The 20,993-nt window shown below is 63.1% G+C and carries 19 protein-coding genes; 7 read left to right on the top strand and 12 right to left on the bottom strand.

What is annotated here, in order from left to right; translation table 11 throughout:
• Window positions 1-2 precede the first annotated feature (2 nt).
• Window positions 3-1,460, bottom strand: coding sequence for a chromosomal replication initiator protein DnaA (gene dnaA, locus ASE30_RS19825; RefSeq protein ID WP_057285996.1), 1,458 nt, complete (start codon window positions 1,458-1,460; stop codon window positions 3-5).
• A gap of 472 nt (window positions 1,461-1,932) precedes the next feature.
• On the opposite strand from dnaA, the gene rpmH reads away from it, so the two are divergent.
• The 5 genes from rpmH (at window position 1,933) to ASE30_RS19800 (ending at window position 6,278) form a co-directional block, all read left to right on the top strand.
• Window positions 1,933-2,067 (top strand): 50S ribosomal protein L34, encoded by a 135-nt coding sequence (gene rpmH / locus ASE30_RS19820; protein WP_006228069.1) that lies wholly within the window; start codon window positions 1,933-1,935, stop codon window positions 2,065-2,067.
• Between the two features lie 110 nt (window positions 2,068-2,177).
• Window positions 2,178-2,549, top strand: a complete 372-nt coding sequence (locus tag ASE30_RS19815) for a ribonuclease P protein component (RefSeq protein WP_057285995.1) — start codon at window positions 2,178-2,180, stop codon at window positions 2,547-2,549.
• Window positions 2,546-2,818: a membrane protein insertion efficiency factor YidD gene (gene yidD, locus ASE30_RS19810; protein WP_057285994.1), complete on the top strand. Its 273-nt coding sequence runs from the start codon at window positions 2,546-2,548 to the stop codon at window positions 2,816-2,818. Before ASE30_RS19815 ends, yidD begins: the two co-directional genes overlap by 4 nt.
• Before the next feature lie 48 nt (window positions 2,819-2,866).
• A complete protein-coding gene (gene yidC / locus ASE30_RS19805) occupies window positions 2,867-4,546 on the top strand; it encodes a membrane protein insertase YidC (RefSeq protein ID WP_057285993.1) in 1,680 nt (559 codons plus the stop codon).
• A 286-nt stretch (window positions 4,547-4,832) separates the two neighbouring features.
• Window positions 4,833-6,278, top strand: coding sequence for a catalase (locus ASE30_RS19800; protein ID WP_057285992.1), 1,446 nt, complete (start codon window positions 4,833-4,835; stop codon window positions 6,276-6,278).
• A gap of 83 nt (window positions 6,279-6,361) precedes the next feature.
• Here ASE30_RS19800 and ASE30_RS19795 read toward each other — a convergent pair whose 3' ends face one another.
• The 10 genes from ASE30_RS19795 to ASE30_RS19750 form a co-directional block, all read right to left on the bottom strand.
• Window positions 6,362-7,240, bottom strand: coding sequence for an ABC transporter permease (locus ASE30_RS19795; RefSeq protein ID WP_057285991.1), 879 nt, complete (start codon window positions 7,238-7,240; stop codon window positions 6,362-6,364).
• Window positions 7,241-7,250: 10 nt separating this feature from the next.
• Window positions 7,251-8,081: an ABC transporter ATP-binding protein gene (locus tag ASE30_RS19790; protein WP_057285990.1), complete on the bottom strand. Its 831-nt coding sequence runs from the start codon at window positions 8,079-8,081 to the stop codon at window positions 7,251-7,253.
• A 1-nt stretch (window position 8,082) separates the two neighbouring features.
• Complete coding sequence (locus ASE30_RS19785; protein WP_057285989.1) at window positions 8,083-9,126, bottom strand: ABC transporter substrate-binding protein; 1,044 nt, start codon at window positions 9,124-9,126, stop codon at window positions 8,083-8,085.
• Between the two features lie 47 nt (window positions 9,127-9,173).
• On the bottom strand, window positions 9,174-10,085 hold the full coding sequence (locus ASE30_RS19780; protein ID WP_057285988.1) for a TauD/TfdA family dioxygenase: 912 nt from the start codon (window positions 10,083-10,085) through the stop codon (window positions 9,174-9,176).
• A 177-nt stretch (window positions 10,086-10,262) separates the two neighbouring features.
• Window positions 10,263-11,462 (bottom strand): M20 aminoacylase family protein, encoded by a 1,200-nt coding sequence (locus tag ASE30_RS19775; RefSeq protein ID WP_057285987.1) that lies wholly within the window; start codon window positions 11,460-11,462, stop codon window positions 10,263-10,265.
• Window positions 11,463-11,573: 111 nt separating this feature from the next.
• A complete protein-coding gene (locus ASE30_RS19770) occupies window positions 11,574-12,593 on the bottom strand; it encodes an ABC transporter ATP-binding protein (RefSeq protein ID WP_057285986.1) in 1,020 nt (339 codons plus the stop codon).
• Window positions 12,590-13,600 (bottom strand): ABC transporter ATP-binding protein, encoded by a 1,011-nt coding sequence (locus tag ASE30_RS19765; RefSeq protein ID WP_057285985.1) that lies wholly within the window; start codon window positions 13,598-13,600, stop codon window positions 12,590-12,592. Before ASE30_RS19765 ends, ASE30_RS19770 begins: the two co-directional genes overlap by 4 nt.
• An 11-nt stretch (window positions 13,601-13,611) precedes the next feature.
• Window positions 13,612-14,541 carry an ABC transporter permease gene (locus ASE30_RS19760; RefSeq protein ID WP_057285984.1) on the bottom strand — a complete coding sequence of 310 codons (930 nt, stop codon included), beginning with the start codon at window positions 14,539-14,541 and terminating at the stop codon, window positions 13,612-13,614.
• Window positions 14,538-15,512: an ABC transporter permease gene (locus tag ASE30_RS19755; protein ID WP_057285983.1), complete on the bottom strand. Its 975-nt coding sequence runs from the start codon at window positions 15,510-15,512 to the stop codon at window positions 14,538-14,540. The genes ASE30_RS19760 and ASE30_RS19755 overlap by 4 nt, the downstream gene beginning before the upstream one ends.
• A 22-nt stretch (window positions 15,513-15,534) precedes the next feature.
• On the bottom strand, window positions 15,535-17,121 hold the full coding sequence (locus ASE30_RS19750) for an ABC transporter substrate-binding protein (protein ID WP_057285982.1): 1,587 nt from the start codon (window positions 17,119-17,121) through the stop codon (window positions 15,535-15,537).
• A gap of 115 nt (window positions 17,122-17,236) precedes the next feature.
• Here ASE30_RS19750 and mnmE point away from each other — a divergent pair, with 115 nt between their 5' ends.
• Both mnmE and ASE30_RS19740 read left to right on the top strand, forming a co-directional pair.
• Window positions 17,237-18,589 (top strand): tRNA uridine-5-carboxymethylaminomethyl(34) synthesis GTPase MnmE, encoded by a 1,353-nt coding sequence (gene mnmE, locus ASE30_RS19745; protein WP_057285981.1) that lies wholly within the window; start codon window positions 17,237-17,239, stop codon window positions 18,587-18,589.
• Window positions 18,590-18,608: 19 nt separating this feature from the next.
• Complete coding sequence (locus tag ASE30_RS19740) at window positions 18,609-19,079, top strand: GNAT family N-acetyltransferase (protein ID WP_057285980.1); 471 nt, start codon at window positions 18,609-18,611, stop codon at window positions 19,077-19,079.
• A gap of 90 nt (window positions 19,080-19,169) precedes the next feature.
• Here the strand turns inward: ASE30_RS19740 and ASE30_RS19735 are convergent, their stop codons facing one another.
• Window positions 19,170-20,546, bottom strand: a complete 1,377-nt coding sequence (locus tag ASE30_RS19735) for a ClcB-like voltage-gated chloride channel protein (RefSeq protein ID WP_057285979.1) — start codon at window positions 20,544-20,546, stop codon at window positions 19,170-19,172.
• Window positions 20,547-20,993: the final 447 nt, after the last annotated feature.

The following is a 20,993-nucleotide window of genomic DNA, read 5'->3' as shown; positions in this document are numbered from 1 at the left end:
GTTCATCCTTTTAGAGTTTGTTCCAACACGTGCAGGGTATGGTTGAGCTCCGCCTGCTTTGCGCGGGCGTCGGAAATCTTGCGGACGGCGTGCAGCACCGTGGTGTGATCACGGCCGCCGAATAAATCGCCGATTTCCGGAAGGCTTTTCTGGGTCAGCTCCTTCGCCAGGTACATCGCAACCTGGCGCGGCAACGCGATATTGGCCGGCCGGCGTTTCGAGTACATGTCGGCCACCTTGATCTTGTAGAAATCCGCCACCGTCTTCTGGATGTTTTCCACGGTGATCTGGCCGTTGGAGACCGACAACAGGTCTTTCAGGGCTTCCTTGCAGACATCGACCGTCAGCACATCGCGGCCGTGGAAGCGGGCGTAGGCCAACACCTTGCGCAACGCGCCTTCCAGTTCGCGCACGTTGCTGCGCAGATGCTTGGCGATGAAGAACGCCACTTCCTCGGGCATGGGCACGCCTTCGGATTCCGCCTTGCGCAGCAGAATCGCCACGCGCATTTCCAGTTCCGGCGGCTCGATGGCCACCGTCAGACCGGAATCAAAGCGCGAGATCAGGCGGCTGTCGATGCCCGACAGTTCCTTCGGATACGTATCGCTGGTGATGATGATCTGCTTGCGCTGCGCCACCATCGCTTCGAACGCGTAGAAGAACTCTTCCTGCGTGCGGTTCTTGCCGGAGAAGAACTGGATATCGTCGATCAGCAGCAGGTCCAGCGAATGGTAGTAGCGCTTGAAATCGTCGAACGCCTTGCGCTGGTACGCCTTGACCACGTCGGACACGTACTGGTCGGCATGCACATAGCGCACGCGCACCCCGGTACCCGCCGCCACCATCGCATTGCCGATGGCGTGGATCAAGTGAGTCTTGCCCAGCCCCACGCCCCCGTACAGGAACAGCGGGTTGTAGGAGGTGCCCGGGTTCTCGGCCACTTGCAGCGCGGCGGCGCGCGCGAGCTGGTTGGCCTTACCCGTCACGAAGTTCTCGAACGTCAGGTCGGTGTTCAGGCGCGAGCGCTCGTACACGATATTGGCCGCATCCGCGTTCACTGCCTGCGCCGCGACGGTGGTCGCGGGAGGGGGCGGGGCGGACGATACCGTGACGTTCACTGGCGGCGCGCCGCCCGAGGGTGATGCAGCGGACAGGTGGGTTTGCTCGGGCTGCTGCGCACGCACGGGCGCGACGGGCATGCGCGGCGCGGCTCCATGGGAAGGCAACTCGAACAGGACCTGTACCGGTCGCTTGAACCACTCCGCGGCCAACGCCTCGATCTGGTGGGAAAAGTTCTTCCGCACCCAATCCAGCTTGAAGCGGTTGGGCGCGGCAACGCGCAGCACCGCCTGCGTTTCGTCGTACGCAAGCGGGACCAGCGGCCGTATCCACGCGCTGATTTGTTGGGGGGGGAGTTCCTGCTCAAGACGACTGACGCAGGTCTGCCAGAATTCTTTCATGTCGCTCTTATTCAAACCTCGATTCTACCTTGCCTGGGCACGGGTTATCCACAGGGTAGGGCGCAAGCGTCTACACTTGCCTGGCTTAACTGTTTGACAAGACAGGGAAAACTTGCTGAAATGGTGGGCTTTTCCGAATTCTGTCTGTCAGAAGGTTTCACAGAGAGCTTAGCCGGGCTTGCCAGAAAGTGGTGTCTTCATTGATGCCTCGCTGGTCAATTGTCCGGTTTTTAGCTTTGCTGAATAGGTCGCCTGGGAAGAAATTCTCAGAGCACCGAGAAGAAATTCTCGGTCCAGAGCCCCGTCTACACGAGTTGTTTTTTGCACCGGTTGTTTTCGCACAGGTTGTTTTTTGCACCTGACGCAAGAATGCTACGCAAAAGTTGCTCTTTAGATACCCGCTTCTGAACTTCGCGACCTGGAACCCTCCGGGCAGGTCCCTTCTGACTTTTGTTCTTTTTGTGGATCGTCCATGAAACGTACCTACCAACCTTCCGTTACCCGCCGCAAGCGCACCCATGGCTTTCGCGTGCGCATGAAAACCCGCGCTGGCCGCGCCATCCTGAGCGCCCGTCGCGCCAAGGGCCGCAAGCGTCTGGCCGTCTAAGTCCTGGTTTTCCGGTTTTCCGGAAACCTGACTATCTGCACGGACCGGCCATATTGCAAGACCTCTCGCAATCCTGTTCCGGTTCCGCGCAAACGCCTGACCCGCAGTCCATGCCGCGCTCCACGCTTCCACCGGAGGCGCGGCTGCATCGCCCCTCCGAGTTCGCCGCCGCCCTCAAAGGCCGGCGTCTTGCCCGAGGGGCGTTCTTCATTGTGAGCTCGGCTCCCAATGATCTGCCTCCCGGCCAGGATGCCTGTGCCCGCCTGGGGCTGGTGATCGCCAAGCGGTTCGCTGCCCACGCCAGTACGCGTAACGCGCTGAAGCGGGTCATCCGCGAAGCGTTTCGCCATCGGCGCCTGGCGTTGCCGGCAAAAGATTACGTCGTGCGCCTGCATAGCAAGGTCACCCCCGCCACGCTCACCGCGCTGAAACGCTCGGCACGAGCCGAAGTGGACGCTCACTTTGAGCGGATCGCGCGATGATCAAGGCTCTACTCATTGCCCCGATCCGGTTCTACAGGTTTTTCCTGAGTCCCTGGATCGGCAGGCAATGCCGCTTTACTCCCACTTGCTCGGCTTACGCGATCGAGGCGATCGAAGGCCATGGCGCCTGGCGCGGCCTCTGGCTGGCGGTCCGGCGCATCGGCCGTTGCCATCCGTGGTCGCCCGGCGGGTTGGATCCGGTTCCGCCGGCCAAGGGAACCAATGACGCCCCGTGCTGCTCCCACAGCCACCGCACCGAGCACGATTGACGCTAAACTGGCGGGCTTTGCTGGCCCGTATTCACTTCAGTAGGCACCATGGATATCCGACGAACCGTCCTCTGGATGATTTTTTCCTTTTCGCTGTTGCTCCTTTGGAACAACTGGCAAATCCATAACGGCAAGCCGTCGCTGTTCGGGGGCCCCGCGCCCACGGCCAGCACGAGCGAATCGCAGGCTGGCGCGAACAACGCGACGCCTTCGGTGCCCAGCGCGCCCGCAGCCGCGGCCAGCGCCCCCTCCGCGGTGCCCGGCGCCGCCACCCCCGCTGCCGCACGCTCGGAAGAGATCGTCATCACGACCGACGTGCTGCGCCTGACGTTCGACACCATGGGCGCCCAACTGGTGCGCGCCGAGTTGCTGAAGTACCCGGCGACCGGCCAGCCGGACAAGCCCACGGTGCTGCTGGACCGCTCGGCGGGCCTGAACTATGTGGTGCAGACCGGTGTGGTCGGCGCCCCCAATGGCCAGACCTTCCCGACGCACCAGACGCCTTTCCGTCTCGTGTCCCAAGAACGTGAACTCACCGGCGACAACCTCGTCGTCACGTTCGAAGGCGAATCGGGCGGCGTGAAGGTCACCAAGACGTTCACGCTGCATCGCGGCCGCTATGACATCGACGTGCGCCATGACCTGGCCAACCTCGGCGCGGCACCCGTGACGCCCTCGCTGTACCTGCAGCTCGAGCGCGACGGCAACGACCCGGCCGACACGTCCAGCTTCTATCACACGTTCACCGGTTTCGCCGTCTACTCGGAACAGGACAAGTTCCAGAAGAGCACGTTCAGCGACATCGAAAAGAAGAAGGCCAACTACATCAAGCAGACGGACAACGGCTGGATCGCCGTGGTTCAGCACTACTTCGCCACGGCCTGGGTGCCGCCGCAAGGCAAGCCGCGCACGAACGAACTGCTGGAAGTCCAGAAGAACCTGTACGCCGCCCGCAGCATCGAAGCCGTCGGCGAGATCGCCCCCGGCGCCGCCGCGCGCGTCGATTCGCACCTGTGGGTCGGCCCGCAAGACCAGAAGGCCATGGCGGCGCTCGCCCCCGGCCTGGAACTGGTCGTCGACTATGGCTGGCTGACCATCATCGCCAAGCCGCTGTTCACGCTGATGACCTGGCTGCATTCCATCCTGGGCAACTGGGGCTGGACGATCGTGGCGCTGACCGTGCTGATCAAGGCCGTGTTCTACCCCCTGGCCGCCGCCAGCTACCGCTCCATGGCCCGCATGAAGCAGGTGGCTCCGCGCCTGCAGGCCTTGAAGGAAAAGTACGGCGACGACAAGCAGAAGCTCAACGCGGCCATGATGGAGATGTACCGCACCGAGAAGATCAACCCGCTGGGCGGCTGCCTGCCCATGGTGGTCCAGATCCCGGTGTTCATCTCGCTGTACTGGGTGCTGCTGGCCAGCGTGGAAATGCGCGGCGCGCCGTGGATCCTGTGGGTCCATGACCTGTCGGTCCGCGACCCGTTCTTCATTCTGCCCGCCATCATGATGGCCACCATGTTCCTGCAGATCAAACTGAACCCCACGCCCCCGGATCCCATCCAGGCCAAGGTCATGATGATCATGCCCCTGGTGTTCGGCGGGATGATGTTCTTCTTCCCGGCCGGCCTGGTGCTCTACTGGTGCGTCAACAACACCCTGTCGATCGCACAGCAGTGGTCCATCACGCGCGCCATGCAGCGCAAGGCGGAGGCGGCGGCCAATCGCTGATCGGCGCCCCCGTACGAAAAACCGGCCTCCTGGGCCGGTTTTTTTTTGCGCCCGTCCACAAAAAAGGGGAATGGCCTGCTCAGCATTTTCTATGCCCAAGACAGGCTTTGATAGTTATTATTAATTGTCTTTGGCAGATCAATCAACTTCACATTGCCTCTCGCCGCTCCTATCATGGCCTTGCGTTCACCGTTCGGCGGCTCTGTTCAGCCCGGACGGTAACTGCAACGCCGCGCGGCCCCACCAGCGGCCCGCGCAATCCAGGAATGACATAGGGAGTGTGCCAATGACCGACAAGAAGCCTCTGACCACCGCCTCGGGCGCGCCGGTGCCGGACAACAACAACACGCTGACTGCCGGCCCGCGCGGCCCCGCGCTGCTGGAAGACTTCTGGCTGATTGAAAAACTTGCCCATTTCGACCGCGAACGCATTCCCGAGCGCGTCGTGCATGCCAAGGGCTCCGGCGCCTACGGCACATTCACCGTCACCCACGACATCTCACGCTACACCCGTGCCCGCCTGTTTTCCCAGGTTGGCAAGCAGACCCCGCTGTTTCTTCGCTTTTCCACCGTGGCCGGTGAACGCGGCGCGGCCGACGCCGAACGCGACGTTCGCGGCTTCGCCATCAAGTTCTACACCGACGAAGGCAATTGGGACCTGGTGGGCAACAACACGCCCGTCTTCTTCATCCGCGACCCGCTGAAGTTTCCCGACTTTATCCACACCCAGAAGCGCGACCCCAGAACCAACCTGCGCAACGCCACCGCCGCCTGGGACTTCTGGTCGCTCAATCCAGAATCGCTGCATCAGGTCACCACGCTCATGAGCGACCGCGGCATTCCCGCCAATCTGCGCCAGCAGCACGGTTTTGGCTCGCATACCTTCAGCTTCATCAACGGTGACGGCGAGCGCTTTTACGTGAAGTTCCACTTCAAGTCGCAGCAGGGCATCGCCTGTCTGAGCGACGAGGAAGCCGCGCAAGTGGTCGCCCACGATCGCGAGAGTTCGCAGCGCGACCTCTTCGACAACATCGAGCAGGGCAACTTCCCGAAGTGGACGCTGAACGTGCAGGTCATGCCCGAAGCCGAGGCCGCGACCTATCACATCAACCCCTTCGACCTGACCAAAGTCTGGCCTCACGGCGACTATCCGCTGATCGAGGTCGGCGTGCTCGAACTGAACAGAAACCCCGAGAATTACTTCGCGGAAGTCGAACAGGCCGCGTTCACCCCCGCGAACGTGGTCCCCGGCATCGGCTTTTCGCCGGACAAGATGCTGCAGGGCCGCCTGTTCTCCTATGGCGACACGCACCGCTACCGCCTCGGCATCAACCACCACCAGATTCCGGTGAATGCGCCGCGATGCCCGGTCCACAGTTTCCACCGCGACGGCGCCGGCCGCGTGGATGGCAATGCGGGCCGCACGCTGAACTACGAGCCCAACAGCGCGGGCGAATGGAAGGAAACGCCGTCGGCGGGCGAACCGCCCCTGGCGCTCGACGGCCAGGCCGCCGCCCGCTGGAACCACCGGGTCGATGGCGACTACTACTCGCAGCCCGGCGCCTTGTTCCGTCTGATGACGCCGGCGCAGCAGGAACTGCTGTTCGGCAATATCGGCCGCCACATGGCCGGCGTGCCCGAGGAAATCCAGCGTCGTCAGCTCGAGCACTTCAGAAAGGCCGATCCCGCCTACGCCGCGGGCGTGGCCCGCGCGCTGGGATTGACCCTGTAGCCCTCAGGCCGCGCGGATGAGAAAAGGGGCGTTCCTTGGATCGCCCCTTTTTTTTCCCGCCGTGCAATGCCCCGCCATGGGCGTCAGCGCAGCATGCCCCACCGCCGGACAGTCAGGCGCTCCAAGGTATCGAATCCCAGGTTTTCCACAAGCAGGCCGATGATCACCACGGCCGCCAGGCCCGCGAACACCCGGTCTGTGTATAACTCGTTGCGGTTCTGAAAGATGTACCAGCCCAGCCCGCCCTTGCCGCTGGACGCGCCGAACACCAGTTCGGCGGCGATCAGCGTGCGCCAGGCAAATGCCCAGCCTATCCGCAGGCCCGCCAGGATGGCCGGCAGCGCCGCCGGCACCAGGATCTGCAGGACATACCGCAGCCCCGTCAGCCCATAGTTGCGCCCCGCCATGCGCAGGGTCTCGGATACCCCAAGAAAGCCCGCATAGGTGTTCAGCGCCAGCGCCCATAGCACCGAGTGGATCAGCACGAAGACCAGGCTGCCTTCGCCCAGGCCGAACCACAGCAGCGCCAGCGGCAGCAAGGCGATGGCCGGCAAGGGGTTGAACATGGCGGTCAGGGTGGACAGCAGGTCGCGCCCGAACCGCGTCGACACCGCCAGCGTGGTCAGTACGAAAGCCAGCGCCACGCCGGCTACATACCCCTGCACCAGCACGCGCAGCGACTGTCCGGCGCGCGCCAGCAGTTCGCCGCTGGCGATACCCTGCACGAAGGCCTGCGCGGTCTGCCAGGCGCCGGGCAGCAGCAGGTCATTGTCGGTATAGCGCGCTGCCAGTTCCCACAGGCCGGCCAGCAGTGCCAGGATGACGAGTTTGCGCAGGCTGGCATGCTGCCACAGGCGTTCGAGCCACGGCAACGGCGTTTCGGCGGCCTGCGCGGGCAAGGGCGGAAGGTCGTATTCCACCTCGGGGCGGACCAGGGCCGACCCGGCGTAAGTGCTGTTCATGCGTTTTCCTTCAAGCGGCCACGCGTTCGGCATGCGCGGGCGAGGGCGCATCGAACAACAGGTCGTGGATGCGTCTTGCGGCTGCCTGGAAGGCCGCCGAGCCCTGGCTGTGCAGGTCGAAGCCATGCGCGTTCAATTCGGCGCGCACGCGCCCGGGATGCGGCGACAGCAGCAGCACGCGGCTGCCCAGCACCAGCGCCTCTTCGATCGAATGGGTGACGAACAAGAGGGTGAAGCGCACGTCTTCCCACAAGGCCATCAGTTCTTCCTGCATGCGCCGGCGCGTCAATGCGTCCAGTGCCGCGAAGGGCTCGTCCATCAACAGCACGCGCGGCTGCATGGCCAGCGCCCGGGCAATGGCCACGCGCTGCTTCATGCCGCCGGAAAGGGTGTGGGGGTAGGCGTCGGCGAACGCGGACAGGCCCACCTTGTCCAGATAGTGCATCGCGCGTTCGTCGGCCTCGCGCCGGCTCAGCTTGCGCGAGGCCAGCAGCGGAAACGCGACGTTCTGGCGCAGGGTCTTCCAGGGAGGAAGCTGATCGAATTCCTGGAACACCACGATGCGGTCCGGGCCCGGCCCCTGGACGCGCTTGCCGTCGATCGCGATGCGCCCTTCGGTCGGTTCGATGAATCCGGCGATCGCCTTGAGCAGCGTCGACTTCCCGCAGCCGGACGGTCCCAGCAGGATGAAGCGCTCGGCGCCGTGCACATCGAAGCTCACCTGATGGGTCGCGCGAACGCGCCGTTCACGCGTCTTATATTCGATGGACACCTTATCCACAGCCAGCAAGGGCCTGGCCTTTTCAACCTTATCCACAGGGGCGGCGGCGCTCAGGCCCATATCAGCTTCCCTGCGCGGTGAGGGGATCGTCGAAGAAGTAGTCGCGCCAGCTAGCCGGCGCATTCTTGATCGCGCCCACCTTGTGCATGAACTCGGCCAGCGCGAACGTGTTCTGGGGTTGCAGCTTGAACTGCACGTCGGGATTCTTGATCACCTTGATCAGGAAGTCGCGGTCCTGCCTGGCGCCCGTGACGCGCAGATAGATATCCGCCGCCTTCTCGGGATCGGCGGCGGCAAATGCCGCGGCTTCTTTCAGCGCTTCCTGGAAGGCCTTGTAGGTCTTGGGATTGTCGCGGCGGAATTTCTCGGTGGCGAACAACACGGTGGACGAGCTGGGGCCGCCCAGCACGTCATAGGAATTGAGCACGATGCGCGCCTTCGGGTTCTCGGCCAGTTCCTGCTCCTGGAAGGGCGGGTTGCCGAAATGACCCGTGATCTCCGTGCCGCCCGCGATGATCGCCGCGGCGGCGTCCGGATGCGGCAACGCCACCGAGATCTTGTCCAGCTTGTTGAACTGGGCGTCGCCCCACAGCTTGGCCGAGGCTAGCTGCAGCACGCGCGACTGCACCGATACGCCCACCGCCGGCACCGCGATGCGGTCCTTGTCCGTGAAGTCCGCGATCGTCTTCACGTTCGGGTTGTTGCTGACCAGGTAATAGGGAAAATTGCCCAGCGACGCCACGCCCTTCACATTCTGCTTGCCGTGCGTCCGGTCCCAGATGGTCAGCAGCGGTCCCACGCCGGCGCCGGCGATATCCACGGCGCCCGACAGCAACGCATCGTTCACCGCCGAGCCGCCGGACAACTTCGCCCACTCCACCGAGATATCCACACCTTCGGCCTTGCCGTGCTTTTCGATGAGCTGCTGATCGCGCGCCACATTCAGCAGCAAATACACAATGCCGTATTGCTCGGCGATGCGGATGCGCCCTTCGGCCATCGCGGGCGTGGGCGAGGCCAACGCCAGCACGGCAAGAATCAGCGCCAGGCCAGCGCCTGTGGCGGTTTGGACCAGTCGATCCCGTAATGCAGAGGACAAACGCATGGCGTTCCTTGTGGATAAGTGGTGGGGCGCCGTGGGCGGCCACATTTTCAGAAAGGCGTATCGCCTTCGATCGTCGTGCGGTAGAGCTTGCGGCGCAGATGATCCGGCGTGCCGCCCGCCAGATGGATCAGCGAACGGTTGTCCCAGAACACCAGGTCATGCGGCTGCCAGCGATGGCGGTAGATGTGTTCGGGGCGGATGCTGTGCGCGAACAATTCGCCCAGCAGGGCGCGGCTTTCGTCTTCCGGCAGGCCTTCGATGCGGGTCGTGAATCCTTCGCTCACGAACAGCGCGCGGCGGCCATTCTCCGGATGCGTGCGCACCACCGGATGCACCACCTCCTGCACCTGCGCGATCTGCTGCGCGCTCAAGTTGGGGCGCCAGTTTCCTTCCTTCTGCAACTGCCCGTACTGGGCCAGATAGGAATGCACGCCACGTTTGCCCTGCACCGCATGTCGCAGGGCGGCGGGCAAGGTGTCGTAGGCCAGGTGCATGTTGGCGAACAGGGTGTCGCCGCCTTCCGCCGGCAGTTCCTGCGCATGCAGCAAGGACCCCAGGCTGGGCAGTTCCTTGTACGAAATGTCCGAATGCCAATACTTGCCCGCGTCCCCCAAGCCTATCGGCTTGCCGTCCTCCAGGATGTTGGAGACGATCAGGATCTCGGGGTGACCCGCCAGATGAAACTGGTGCAGCACATGGACCATCAGGCGGCCGAAGCGGCGGCTGAAATCGATATGTTGCTGGGGCGTGATGCGCTGGTCGCGGAACACCAGCAGGTGATGATCCAGATGCGCCCGATGAACCCGCGCGAAGTCGGCGGGCGTCAGTTCGCGCGACAGGTCCAGGCCGATGATCTCGGCGCCCACGGGGCCAGGCAGGGGGCGCAGTTCAAAGGACTGGTCCTGGGGTACGAAAGGGGCGGCGTCTACTTCGCGCCGCAAGGCGTTGCTCTGGGACATCGATCGCTCCGGTTCGCCTTGCGGCATGTCTGGAACGGTCGATTATGAAAAGCGCGCCTTGTATCTCAAACGAAGTTATCGGCGTTTGAACAGAGCTTCTCGTCATAAGGAACGAAGCCGCGGGGAACGCCCGCGGCTTTATCGCAAAACACGTATAAGCAAATAGCGTATCGGTCCTTACGGCGCCGGCATGAACGCTTCGACAAGCTTCACCCAATAGCTCGCCCCCACCGGCAGCAGGGCATCGTTGAAGTCGTAATTGGGGTTGTGAAGCTGGCAGGGCCCCATGCCGTGATAGCTCTCCATGCGATGGTCGCCGTCGCCATTGCCCAGGAACAGATAGGCGCCCGGAATCGCTTCCAGGAAGAACGAGAAGTCCTCGGCGCCCATGAAGGGCGGCATGTCGCGCAGCACATTCTCGGCGCCGAAGGCGTCTTCGGCAACCTGCGCCGCGAAAGCCGTTTCCTTTTCCCAGTTCACCAGGGGCGGATAGGCGCGGACGAAATCCAGTTCGCCCGTGCCGCCATAGACCTGCGGCAAGGTGGTGGCGATGCGCCGCATGTCGGCTTCTATCTTGTCCAGCGTTTCAACCGAATACGTGCGTACCGTGCCGCGCAGCACCGCTTCGCCGGGAATCACGTTATACGCGTCGCCCGCGTGGATCTGCGTGATCGACAGCACCGCTTGATCCAGCGGATTCTTGCTGCGCGAGATCACGGTCTGAAGCGCATGCACCATGTCGGCCGCGACGATGATGGGATCGACGGACGCATGAGGTTGCGCCGCGTGGCCGCCGACGCCCTTGATGACAATGTCCCAGCGATTGCTGGATGCCATCGTCGGGCCGGAACGGAAGCCGAACTGGTTGACGGGCATGCCGGGCATGTTGTGGATGCCGAACACCGCATCGCAGGGAAACTTGTCGAACAGGCCGTCCTGCATCATGGCGCGGGCGCCGGCGTTGCCGCCTTCTTCGGCGGGCTGGAAGATGAACACGACCGTGCCGTCGAAGTTCCGGTGCGTGGACAGGTACTGGGCGGCGCCCAGCAGCATCGTCGTGTGCCCGTCATGGCCGCAGCCATGCATGCGGCCGCTGATCGTGGACTTATGCGCGAAGCGGTTGTGTTCGGGCATCGGCAGCGCGTCCATGTCGGCGCGCAGCCCGATGGTCTTCTTGCCGCTGCCTGACCGCAACACGCCCACCACGCCGGTTTTCCCCAGCCCCGTATGCACTTCCAGCCCCCAGCCGCGCAAACGCTCGGCCACCAGCGTGGAGGTGCGCGTTTCCTGGAACGCCAGTTCAGGATGCGCATGGATATCCCGGCGCAATGCGGTGAGGTCTCCGTGTACGCGTTCGATTTCGGCTATGGTTTTCATGGCTGTGGATAAGCAGTGAAGGTTGATGGATGGCGCACGCGGGAATGGCCTGCTCGTGCGGGAATTCTCGCGCTCCCCCCATCCCGCGTCCAGCCCTTTTTCGGATCAGGGTCAGCCGGCATCGTTCAAATGGCACGCGCTGAACTGCCCAGGCGCGATCTCCCGCAGCAGGGGACGTTCCGTCTTGCACCGCGGCATGGCGTGTGGACAACGCGGGTGGAACGCACAACCGGGCGGAGGATCCAGCGGCGAGGGCAGCTCGCCCTTGATCGGCTGATACGCGCGCCGTCCTGGCACCAGCGTAGGCAGCTCTTTCAGCAAGGCCTGGGTATACGGATGATTGGCCCGCTGGAACACCGTGTCGGTCGGCGCAAGTTCAACCACGCGTCCCAGATACATGATCGCCACGCGGTCCGAGATATGGCTGACCACGCTGAGGTTATGGCTGATGAATAGATAGGTCAGGTCCAGATCCGCGCGAAGCTGCTCGAACAGATTCAGCACCTGGGCCTGGATGGACACGTCCAGCGCGGCGACGGCCTCGTCGCAGACGATCACCGAAGGCTTGAGCGCCAGCGCGCGCGCAATACCGATGCGCTGCCTCTGGCCGCCCGAGAATTGATGGGGATAACGCTGTGCGAAACTCGGATCCAGCCCAACCTGGCGCATCAGGCCGGCCACATAATCCGCCTTGTCCCGCGACGGGATCAGGCCGTGCGCCACGGGCGCCTCGCCGATGATCTCGCGCACGCGCATGCGCGGGTTCAGCGATGCGTACGGATCCTGGAAGATCATCTGCACGCCCAGCTCATAGGCGCGCCGCTCCTGGCCGCTCATGGCGCGAACAGCCTTGCCCTGATAGAAGACGTCGCCCGTTGTCGGCGGCAAGATGCCAGACACAATGCGGCCGAGCGTGGATTTTCCACAGCCCGATTCGCCGACGATACCGATCACCTCGCCCGGCTGCACTTCCAGGTCCACGCCGGCCACGGCATGCACCACCTGGGTCTTCAAGCCCGCGCCCAGCAGGTTCGCGATGCGTCCGGCCAGATCCACCGGCTGCACGAAGCGCAGTTCGACCCCGCGCAACGCAAGGATGGGAGTAACGGCGGAATGATCGGCTACGCTCATTTGATGTCCGGACCTCCAGCGTGCCAGCAGCGCACCCATTGCGCCGGGCGGACTTCCACGGGCTGCGGCTCGGCCAGACAGGCCTCCGTGGCGCGCGGACAGCGGCCGCGGAACGCACAGCCTTGCGGCAAGTTCAATAGCGAGGGGGTCATGCCTGGAATCGGAACCAGCGGTCTTCCGCGAGACTCCGGCGTCGGGATGGAAGCGATCAGCCCGTGCGTGTATGGGTGCATGGGATGGCTGATGACTGCCTCGGTGCTGCCGGTTTCCACGATGCGGCCCGCGTACATGACGGACACGCGGTCCGCCAGGCCCGCCACGACCGCCAGGTCGTGCGTGATCCAGATCAGCCCGGTTCCCGTTTCGCGGCAGAGTTTCTGCACTTCGAAGAGGATCTGGCCTTGTATCGTGACATCGAGCGCGGTGGTGGGCTCGTCGGCGATGATGAGGCGCGGCGAATTGAGCAGCGCGATCGCGATTGCCACGCGCTGCCGCATGCCGCCCGAAAGCTGGTGCGGATAGGCCCGCAGGCGTTCTTGAGGCGACGGTATGCCCACCATGGTCAGGGTCTGCAGGGCGCGTTGGCGAGCCTGTTCGCGCGACGCCTTGCCGTGCGCCTGTACCGCCTCGATCATCTGCGTGTCCACGCGCAACACGGGATTCAACGTCATCATCGGATCCTGGAAGATCATCGCGATCTCCTGGCCCCGCAGTTGCCGCCACCGCGCCGGCGATGCACCGCGCAGGTCTTCGCCGTTCAGCAGCAGATGGCCGTCGACGATGCGGCCGGGCTCGTCGAGCAGCCCCATCAGCGAAAAACCGGTGATGCTCTTGCCCGACCCGGACTCGCCCACCAGCCCCAGGATTTCGCCTTCGGCCAACATCAGGTCCACGCCGTCCACCGCCTTCACTACGCCGTTGCGCGTGAAGAAGTGCGTCTTCAACCCATGCACCTCAAGAATCGGCGAAGGCGCAGCCAGGGACTTTTCCACAGGATTTGTCTGCATCGCGCCCGTCCTCAGTTCGCGTGGCGCGGGTTGAGCACATCGCGCAGATGGTCGCCCACCAGATTGATGGCAATGATGGCCAGCGCCAGCGCAATGCCGGGGAAGAAGGAAATCCAGTATTGGCCAGACAGCAGGTACTCGAAGCCGTTGTAGATGAGCATGCCGAGCGACGGCTCGGTCACCGGCACGCCCACCCCCAGGAACGAAAGGGTGGCTTCGAGTGCGATAGCGTGGGCCAGGTCGATCGTGGCGATCACGATCAGGGGCGGCATACAGTTCGGCAGCACATGGCGGAACAGCACGCGCCCCCAGGATAGCGACATGCAGCGCGCCGCCTCCACGTATTCCTTGCCGCGCTCGACCAGCGCCGCACCGCGCGCCGCGCGGGCAAAGTAGGCCCATTGCACGACGATCAGCGCGATGATCACCTTATCCACACCCTTGCCCAGGATAGCCAGCAGCATCAGGGCGACAAGAATGGCGGGGAACGACAACTGGATATCCACAACCCGCATCAGCAAGGCATCGATGCGCCCGCCAAAATACGCCGCTATCAGCCCCACCGTGGCGCCGATGCCAAAGGCAGCCAGCACGGACACGGTGGCCACCATCAGGCTCGTGCGCATGCCGTAAAGAATGGCAGACAACAGATCCCGCGCCTGGCCATCGGTGCCCAGCCAGTGGCGCATGGAGCCGTCGCCGCTTTCGCTGCCCGGCTTGAGCTTGGAATCCATGATGTCCAGACTGGCCAGATCATAGGGATTCTGCGGCGCGATCCATGGCGCCAGCAGCGCGGCGCCCACGATCGCGACCAACATCACCAGGCCCAGCGTGGCCAGCTTGCTGGCAAAGAAATCGGCGACGAAACGGCGCCAGGGCGATTGTTCCTTGGCGGAAGAAGGCGGCGCGGCAGCGGTGGCGGGGGTGGCGGGCGTGTTCATCGGCGGCTGTCCAAACGTACGCGCGGGTCCAGCACCGTATAGATGATGTCCACCACAAGGTTCAACATGACCAGGAAAAAGACAATCAGCAGCAGATACGCCACCACTACCGGACGATCCAGGTTGATGATGGAATCGATCAGCAGCTTGCCCATTCCCGGCCAGGAAAACACGGTCTCGGTCACCACCGCGAACGCCATGACCTGGCCAAATTCCAGGCCTGCCACGGTCACCACGGGAATCAGGATGTTCTTCAGCAGATGCACGCCCAGCACGCGTCTTTCGGACAATCCCTTGGCGCGCGCGAACTTGATGTAGTCCATGGGCAAGGCTTCACGCGTCGCCGCCCGCGTCACGCGGATGATCATGGCGCACTTGGCGAAGGCGATCGTGGCGGCCGGCAGGGCCAGGCTCAACCAGCCGTCCAGCGTCAGCACGCTCAGTTGCAGGGAACCGATGCTGACTGTCTGTCCGCGCCCACCCGCCGGCACCCATCCCAGGATCACGGCGAACACCATGATGAGCATCAGGCCCACCCAGAAGTTGGGAAGCGAAAAGCCCAGAACGGAACCGGTCATGATCGCCCGCGACCCCGCCGCCTTGGGTTTGAGGCCCGCCAGAATGCCCAGCGGCACACCGATCAGCACCGACAGCAGCATGGCGACGCAGGCCAGCTCCACCGTGGCGGGCATGCGTTCCAGGATGAGGTGCATGGCCGGCTCGCCGGTCAGGAAACTGTTGCCGAAGTCACCGCGCACCGCCTGGCTCATGAAGATCAGGTATTGGCGCCACAACGGCTGATCCAGCCCCAGCGACGCGCTGATGGCGGCGCGCTGCGCTTCCGTGGCCTCCGGGCTGGCCAGCATGGATACCGGATCGCCCACCATGTAGATGCCCGCAAAGACCAGCGCCGACATGACGAGCATGACGACGATGGTCTGCAGGAGCCTTCTTACTATCGTTGCAAGCACAAGATACCGCCTGCTGTGCGCGTTACTTCTTCAGCGTTGCAAACTGCGCAAGCGTGACCTGGTCGGGACGGCCCTGATAGCGGATGTCGTTCTTCATGGCCCAGACCGAGAGCTCGAAATGCACCGGCAACATGGCGAAGTCATCCATCGCGATGTTGCTGGCCGTGGAAAGCAGCTCGGCACGCTTGGCGTCATCCATGGTGGACGAGGCTTCCTTCACCAGTTCGTCCATCTTGGGATTGGAATAACGGCTGCGGTTGGTGGTGCCCTGGCCGGCTTCGGGATTGCGCGTCATCAGCAGGGACGTCAACGCATTCGACATTTCTCCGCTGGTCACGGACCATCCCGCCAGATAGGCCGAGAACGCATAGCTGTCACGATTCTTGAAAAACACGGGTGGCGCCATGGCATCCACGCTGGTCTTCACGCCGATGCGTGTCCACATCGATGCGATCGCCTGCGCAACCTTCGAATCGTTGACGTAGCGGCCGGACGGCGAGCCCAGCGTGATCGAAAACCCGTTGGGGTAGCCGGCTTCCTTCAGAAGCGCCTTGGCCTTTTCCACGTCCGCTTTTGGCGCCTTCGAATGTTCCTTGCTGGACCCGAACATGGGATAGGGCAACAGATTGCCCGCGGGCAGCGCCACGCCTCCCATCACGCGTTCCACCAGCGCGTCGCGATTGATGGCCAGCGACAGCGCCTCGCGCACCCGCTTGTCCTTCATCGGGTTCTTTTCGGTGCCCTGGACGCCGGGCGAGGGCTCGGCATACTGGTCGAGCGCCACATAGACGACACGCACCGACGGTGTTTCCTCGACGAAGAGCTTCTTGTCGCCCTTGAGCTTGGGCAGGTCGTCGGTTGGGGGATCCTCGATCATGTCGACGTCGCCGGCCAGCAACGCGGCCACGCGCGCGGCGGCGTTGCTGATCGGACGGTAGACCACGCGGTCCCACTCGGGCTTTTTTCCCCAGTAGTTGTCATTGCGGGCCAGCACGAATTCGGCGCCGCGCTTCCAGGACACGAATTTGTACGGCCCCGTGCCGATCAGGCCGTCGCCGCTGTTCAATTCCATGGTGGTCTTGCCCTCGGCCGCCGGGCCGGACGCGGCCTTCTTGGACATGATGGGCAATTGCGCCAGGTTCACCAGAAGATTCGGCGCGACGCTCTTGGTCGTGATACGAACGGTCATCGGATCGACCGCTTCGGTCTTTTCGACGGACCCCAGGTACAGGGTGAACGGCGACGGGCTGTTGGGCACCTTGGGCACGCGGTGATAAGTGAAGACCACGTCTTCCGCGGTAAACGGCGTGCCGTCCGAAAACTTCACGTTCGGACGCAGCTTGAACGTCCAGATCTTGCCGTCCACGGTCCAGGATTCCGCAAGCGAAGGCTGCGGCTTCAACTGCGCGTCCGTGGCAACCAGCGTATCGAAGATGGTCTGGGAGATCTGCGTGTTGGGCGTCAGCGCGTGATACTGCGGATCCATCGAGGATGGCTCGGTCTTCAAGGCGATCACGAGATCGCGGGCCATGGCCGAACTGAATGTGCCAAAGGCCAATATCACCGCGGCCGAGCCGCAGGCCAAGACACGCGAAAACCGAGATGCCATCGTGATCTCCCAGAGTTGTTTCGGGTTTTGAACCTCGGGGCCACAGTAACCAGCAAACAACGTGCCGCGCAACAGTTATATTCCCCTATTGTTCTCGCATCGCCGTCGCCCTGATATGTCCGCCTACGCCCCCATTGCCGCCATTGCCACCGCCCCCGGAAGAGGTGGCATCGGCGTGGTGCGCGTTTCTGGTGCGGACCTGTCCGAATTGGTGCGCCGCCTGTTCCAACGCGATCTGAAACCGCGCCATGCGCACTACCTGCCGTTCAAATCCGTAGCCGGAGAATTGCTGGATGAGGGCATCGCGCTCTACTTTCGCGCGCCGCATTCCTATACCGGCGAGGACGTGCTGGAACTGCAGGGCCACGGCGGCCCGGCAGTGCTGCGCCGCGTTCTCGACAGTTGTCTGGCCGCGGGCCGCGACCTGGGCCTGAGGCTGGCCGAACCCGGTGAATTCACGCGCCGCGCATTCCTGAACGACCGCATGGACCTGGCCCAGGCCGAGGCTGTCGCGGACCTGATCGAAGCCTCGTCGGTGGCTGCCGCGCGAGGCGCCATGGCATCCCTGTCCGGCGAATTTTCGGCGCATGTCAACGATCTGTCGGATCGCATCATTCACCTGCGCATGCTGGTTGAAGCGACGCTGGACTTTCCCGAAGAGGAAATCGACTTCCTTGAGAAATATCAGGCCCGCCCCACGCTCGATGCGCTGTCCGCGGACCTGTACGCGCTGATCGCGCAGGCGCGCCAGGGGGTCATCCTGCGCGAGGGACTGCACGTCGTTCTCGCGGGCCAGCCCAATGTAGGAAAATCCAGCCTGCTCAATGCGCTGGCGGGCGACGATATCGCGATCGTCACGCCGATTGCCGGAACGACACGCGACAAAGTCGTGCAAGAAATCCATATAGATGGCGTTCCCCTGCACATTGTCGACACGGCCGGACTACGGGAAACTCAGGACACCGTAGAGAGCATCGGTATCGCGCGCACGTGGCAGGAAATCGAAAGGGCCGACGTCATCCTGCATCTGCAGGACGCCACCCAGCCCGGCGATGAACTCGACGCCCAGATCACCGCGCGCCTGCCGCCGCGCACGCCGGTGCTGAAGGTATTCAACAAGCTCGACCTGTTGTCCGCTCCCTTTGCCGCCCGGCCAGGTGAACTGGGGGTCTCGGCCAAGCGCGGCGCCGGCCTCGATGCGCTGCGCGCCGAACTGCTGCGGATCGCGGGCTGGAATCCCGGCGCCGAATCGCCATGGCTTGCGCGCGAGCGCCATCTGCATGCCCTGCAGGACGCGGCGGAACACCTGGAACTGGCCGCCGAGCACGCAGGCCAGGACGACCGCGTGCTGGATCTGTTTGCCGAAGAACTGCGGATCGCGCACGACAGCCTGTCCAGCATCACCGGGAAGTTCACCAGCGACGATCTGCTGGGCGAGATTTTTTCCAGTTTCTGCATCGGCAAATAGCCGGGAGTCGTCCGCGGCAATGACCACCAACCGCCCCCATTGGATCCGGCCCGCGACGCCCGGCGACGTGGGCGCGATCGAACGCATCGTCAAGGACGCCTACACGCATTACATTGCCCGGATCGGCGCCACGCCCGGTCCGCTGCTGGACGACTATCCGGCCCGCGTGGCGCAGGGCGTGGTTCATGTGCTGGATTCCCAGGATGGAATCCAAGGCGTGATAGTGCTGATTCCCGAGCCTGACGCCGGGTGCATGCTGCTGGACAACATCGCGGTATCAACCTTGGCGCAGGGAAAGGGGTACGGCCGGGAAATGCTGCGATGGGCCGAGGACGTGACGCGCCAGGCCGGCTTTGCCCACATCCGTCTTTACACCCAGGAGTTGATGACAGAGAACATCGCCATTTATCGGCGATACGGGTACATCGAGACCCACAGGGCAAGAGAGATCGGACTTGATCGAGTATTCATGCGAAAGCCCCTTTTATAATGGGATGGATTTGCGCCACTCGCCCGAACGGCTTACATCGTTGAGCCCAGCGCCCCGGATCCTGACTTCGGCAAATATATGAGCTTTTACTCAATATTTTTCGCGCCTATCCTCCTTTGACAGAACACGCCGCGCAAGCCGGTTGCTTGCCAGCGATTTCGCGTAGACCGAGTCAGGCCGTATGCGCTGCGCGACCACATAGCCGGTCATGCACGCCAGCATCAACGGCAGCATGATCTCGTAGCTGAGCGTCATCTCGAAGATCATCAGAATGGACATCAGCGGCGCATAAGTGGTTGCGGCCAGCAGCGCCCCCATACCCACCACGGCATAGCTGGATACCGCGGACAAGCCCCCTGCGGGAAACAGTCCGTGCAAACCCGTTCCGTACAGTGCGCCCAACGCGGCGCCCACGAACAACGTCGGCGTGAACACCCCGCCGACGGCGCCGGATCCCACGCTGGCGGCCGTAGCCAGCGTCTTCAACAGCAGAATCGCGGCCACCGCCTGCCAGGCCCATTGCGTGTGCAACATACTGTTGACCACGCTGTAGCCGTTACCCCAGACCTCGGGATTCAGCACTGAAAGCGCGCCGACCACCAGTCCTCCCGCCGTCATCCTTACCCACAGCGGAAAAGGCAGCCGCAGAAACGCGGCGCGCGACAGGTCCAGGAACCGCAGGAATTGCGGCGCGGCCAGGCCCGCGATCAGACCCAGCCCAAGATAATTGATCACTTCCCAGCCCGACACGAATTCAAAGTGCGGCATATGGAAGACAGCGTCGTAGTGCAGGATCTGACGGGTGACGATGTTGGCGACCACCGACGCCACGGCCAGCGGAACCAGCGTGGCCGACGAAATGACGCCGTACACGATCTCGGAGATGAACAGCGCTCCCGCAATGGGCGCGTTGTAGGCGGCGGTAATGCCCGCCGTTGCACCGCAGGCCACCAACAACCGCAGTTGCCGGGGAGGCAGCACCAGGTAGCGGCCCGTCAGCGACGAACACATGGCCGCCAGTTGGACCATTGGGCCTTCGCGCCCGATTGAAGCGCCTGATCCAATGGAAAAAATCGACGACAGGCTGCGCGCAACGGTCTGGCGAAAGCCGATCACGCCCCGGCCAATCGAAATAGCCTCCATATAGTCGGCCGCGCCTCGCCTGGGCAGCCATCGGGCCGCCATTTGCAGAATGATGCCGGCGATTGCGCCTCCCGCCGCCGGCATCACGAAGCGCTGCCAGGGGTCCAGGCCGCGGGCCAGCGACACCATTCCACGGGGAATGTCGCCTCCGCTCAGCAGCATTTGCGTCCAGCCCAGCAGTTCCCGGAACACCACGGTGGCCAGCGCCCCCGTCAGGCCCATCAAGGCCGCCATGCACAACGTGACGGGCAGCTTGTCGGCCAGCAAACCGCTTCTCAACCGGGTAGCCCACCCGAATTTCCCGATTCCGATATCTCTTGCCATGGACGGATTCTACGGCGGATTGTGATCATTTTTTGTTCAGTCCCCTGTAAACAAACCGAGTTGGCTTCCCCTCCAATACCTGGTTTTGACAACGCCTCACAGGCCCTCCAGGACCCTCTGAAAGGGCAAAAAACAGGGTGGGCGCAGCGTCGATTTTTGGGGTAAAAGTGCCGCTTCGAAGCCCCGTTCCCCAGAAATGGCCTGTGGATAACTCCTAAGGCGGCAGGTTGTGCACATGTTGTGGAGCCTAGTTGAACAAGCGGGGGTTTTGGATAGGGTCCAAAATCTTGTCCAACTTCAGCTTTTTTCCCACACAGAGTTCGTGCACAGGCAAAAAGCTTCGCAAGCTGATGAAAAAAAAGAGGTTTTCAAGGTTAAGGTAGTTATCCACAGGCCTTATTAATCATTAGTCTTTATATAAAGAGAAATAAAGGAAAAGCCAAACAT

Source organism: Achromobacter sp. Root83 (assembly GCF_001428845.1).
Classification (GTDB): domain Bacteria; phylum Pseudomonadota; class Gammaproteobacteria; order Burkholderiales; family Burkholderiaceae_B; genus Achromobacter.
This window is presented reverse-complemented; position numbering and strand designations above follow the sequence as displayed.

Bases quoted from the DNA above. Each gene is read 5' to 3' on its own strand.
- yidC (WP_057285993.1), top strand. From the start codon at position 2,867: ATGGATATCCGACGAACCGTCCTCTGGATGATTTTTTCCTTTTCGCTG.
- ASE30_RS19795 (WP_057285991.1), bottom strand. From the start codon at position 7,240: ATGAACAGCACTTACGCCGGGTCGGCCCTGGTCCGCCCCGAGGTGGAA.
- ASE30_RS19760 (WP_057285984.1), bottom strand. From the start codon at position 14,541: ATGAACACGCCCGCCACCCCCGCCACCGCTGCCGCGCCGCCTTCTTCC.
- ASE30_RS19740 (WP_057285980.1), top strand. From the start codon at position 18,609: ATGACCACCAACCGCCCCCATTGGATCCGGCCCGCGACGCCCGGCGAC.
- ASE30_RS19770 (WP_057285986.1), bottom strand. From the start codon at position 12,593: ATGAGCGTAGCCGATCATTCCGCCGTTACTCCCATCCTTGCGTTGCGC.
- ASE30_RS19750 (WP_057285982.1), bottom strand. From the start codon at position 17,121: ATGGCATCTCGGTTTTCGCGTGTCTTGGCCTGCGGCTCGGCCGCGGTG.
- rpmH (WP_006228069.1), top strand. From the start codon at position 1,933: ATGAAACGTACCTACCAACCTTCCGTTACCCGCCGCAAGCGCACCCAT.
- ASE30_RS19790 (WP_057285990.1), bottom strand. From the start codon at position 8,081: ATGGGCCTGAGCGCCGCCGCCCCTGTGGATAAGGTTGAAAAGGCCAGG.
- ASE30_RS19785 (WP_057285989.1), bottom strand. From the start codon at position 9,126: ATGCGTTTGTCCTCTGCATTACGGGATCGACTGGTCCAAACCGCCACA.
- mnmE (WP_057285981.1), top strand. From the start codon at position 17,237: ATGTCCGCCTACGCCCCCATTGCCGCCATTGCCACCGCCCCCGGAAGA.
- ASE30_RS19815 (WP_057285995.1), top strand. From the start codon at position 2,178: ATGCCGCGCTCCACGCTTCCACCGGAGGCGCGGCTGCATCGCCCCTCC.
- ASE30_RS19775 (WP_057285987.1), bottom strand. From the start codon at position 11,462: ATGAAAACCATAGCCGAAATCGAACGCGTACACGGAGACCTCACCGCA.
- ASE30_RS19765 (WP_057285985.1), bottom strand. From the start codon at position 13,600: ATGCAGACAAATCCTGTGGAAAAGTCCCTGGCTGCGCCTTCGCCGATT.
- ASE30_RS19780 (WP_057285988.1), bottom strand. From the start codon at position 10,085: ATGTCCCAGAGCAACGCCTTGCGGCGCGAAGTAGACGCCGCCCCTTTC.
- dnaA (WP_057285996.1), bottom strand. From the start codon at position 1,460: ATGAAAGAATTCTGGCAGACCTGCGTCAGTCGTCTTGAGCAGGAACTC.
- ASE30_RS19735 (WP_057285979.1), bottom strand. From the start codon at position 20,546: ATGGCAAGAGATATCGGAATCGGGAAATTCGGGTGGGCTACCCGGTTG.
- ASE30_RS19800 (WP_057285992.1), top strand. From the start codon at position 4,833: ATGACCGACAAGAAGCCTCTGACCACCGCCTCGGGCGCGCCGGTGCCG.
- yidD (WP_057285994.1), top strand. From the start codon at position 2,546: ATGATCAAGGCTCTACTCATTGCCCCGATCCGGTTCTACAGGTTTTTC.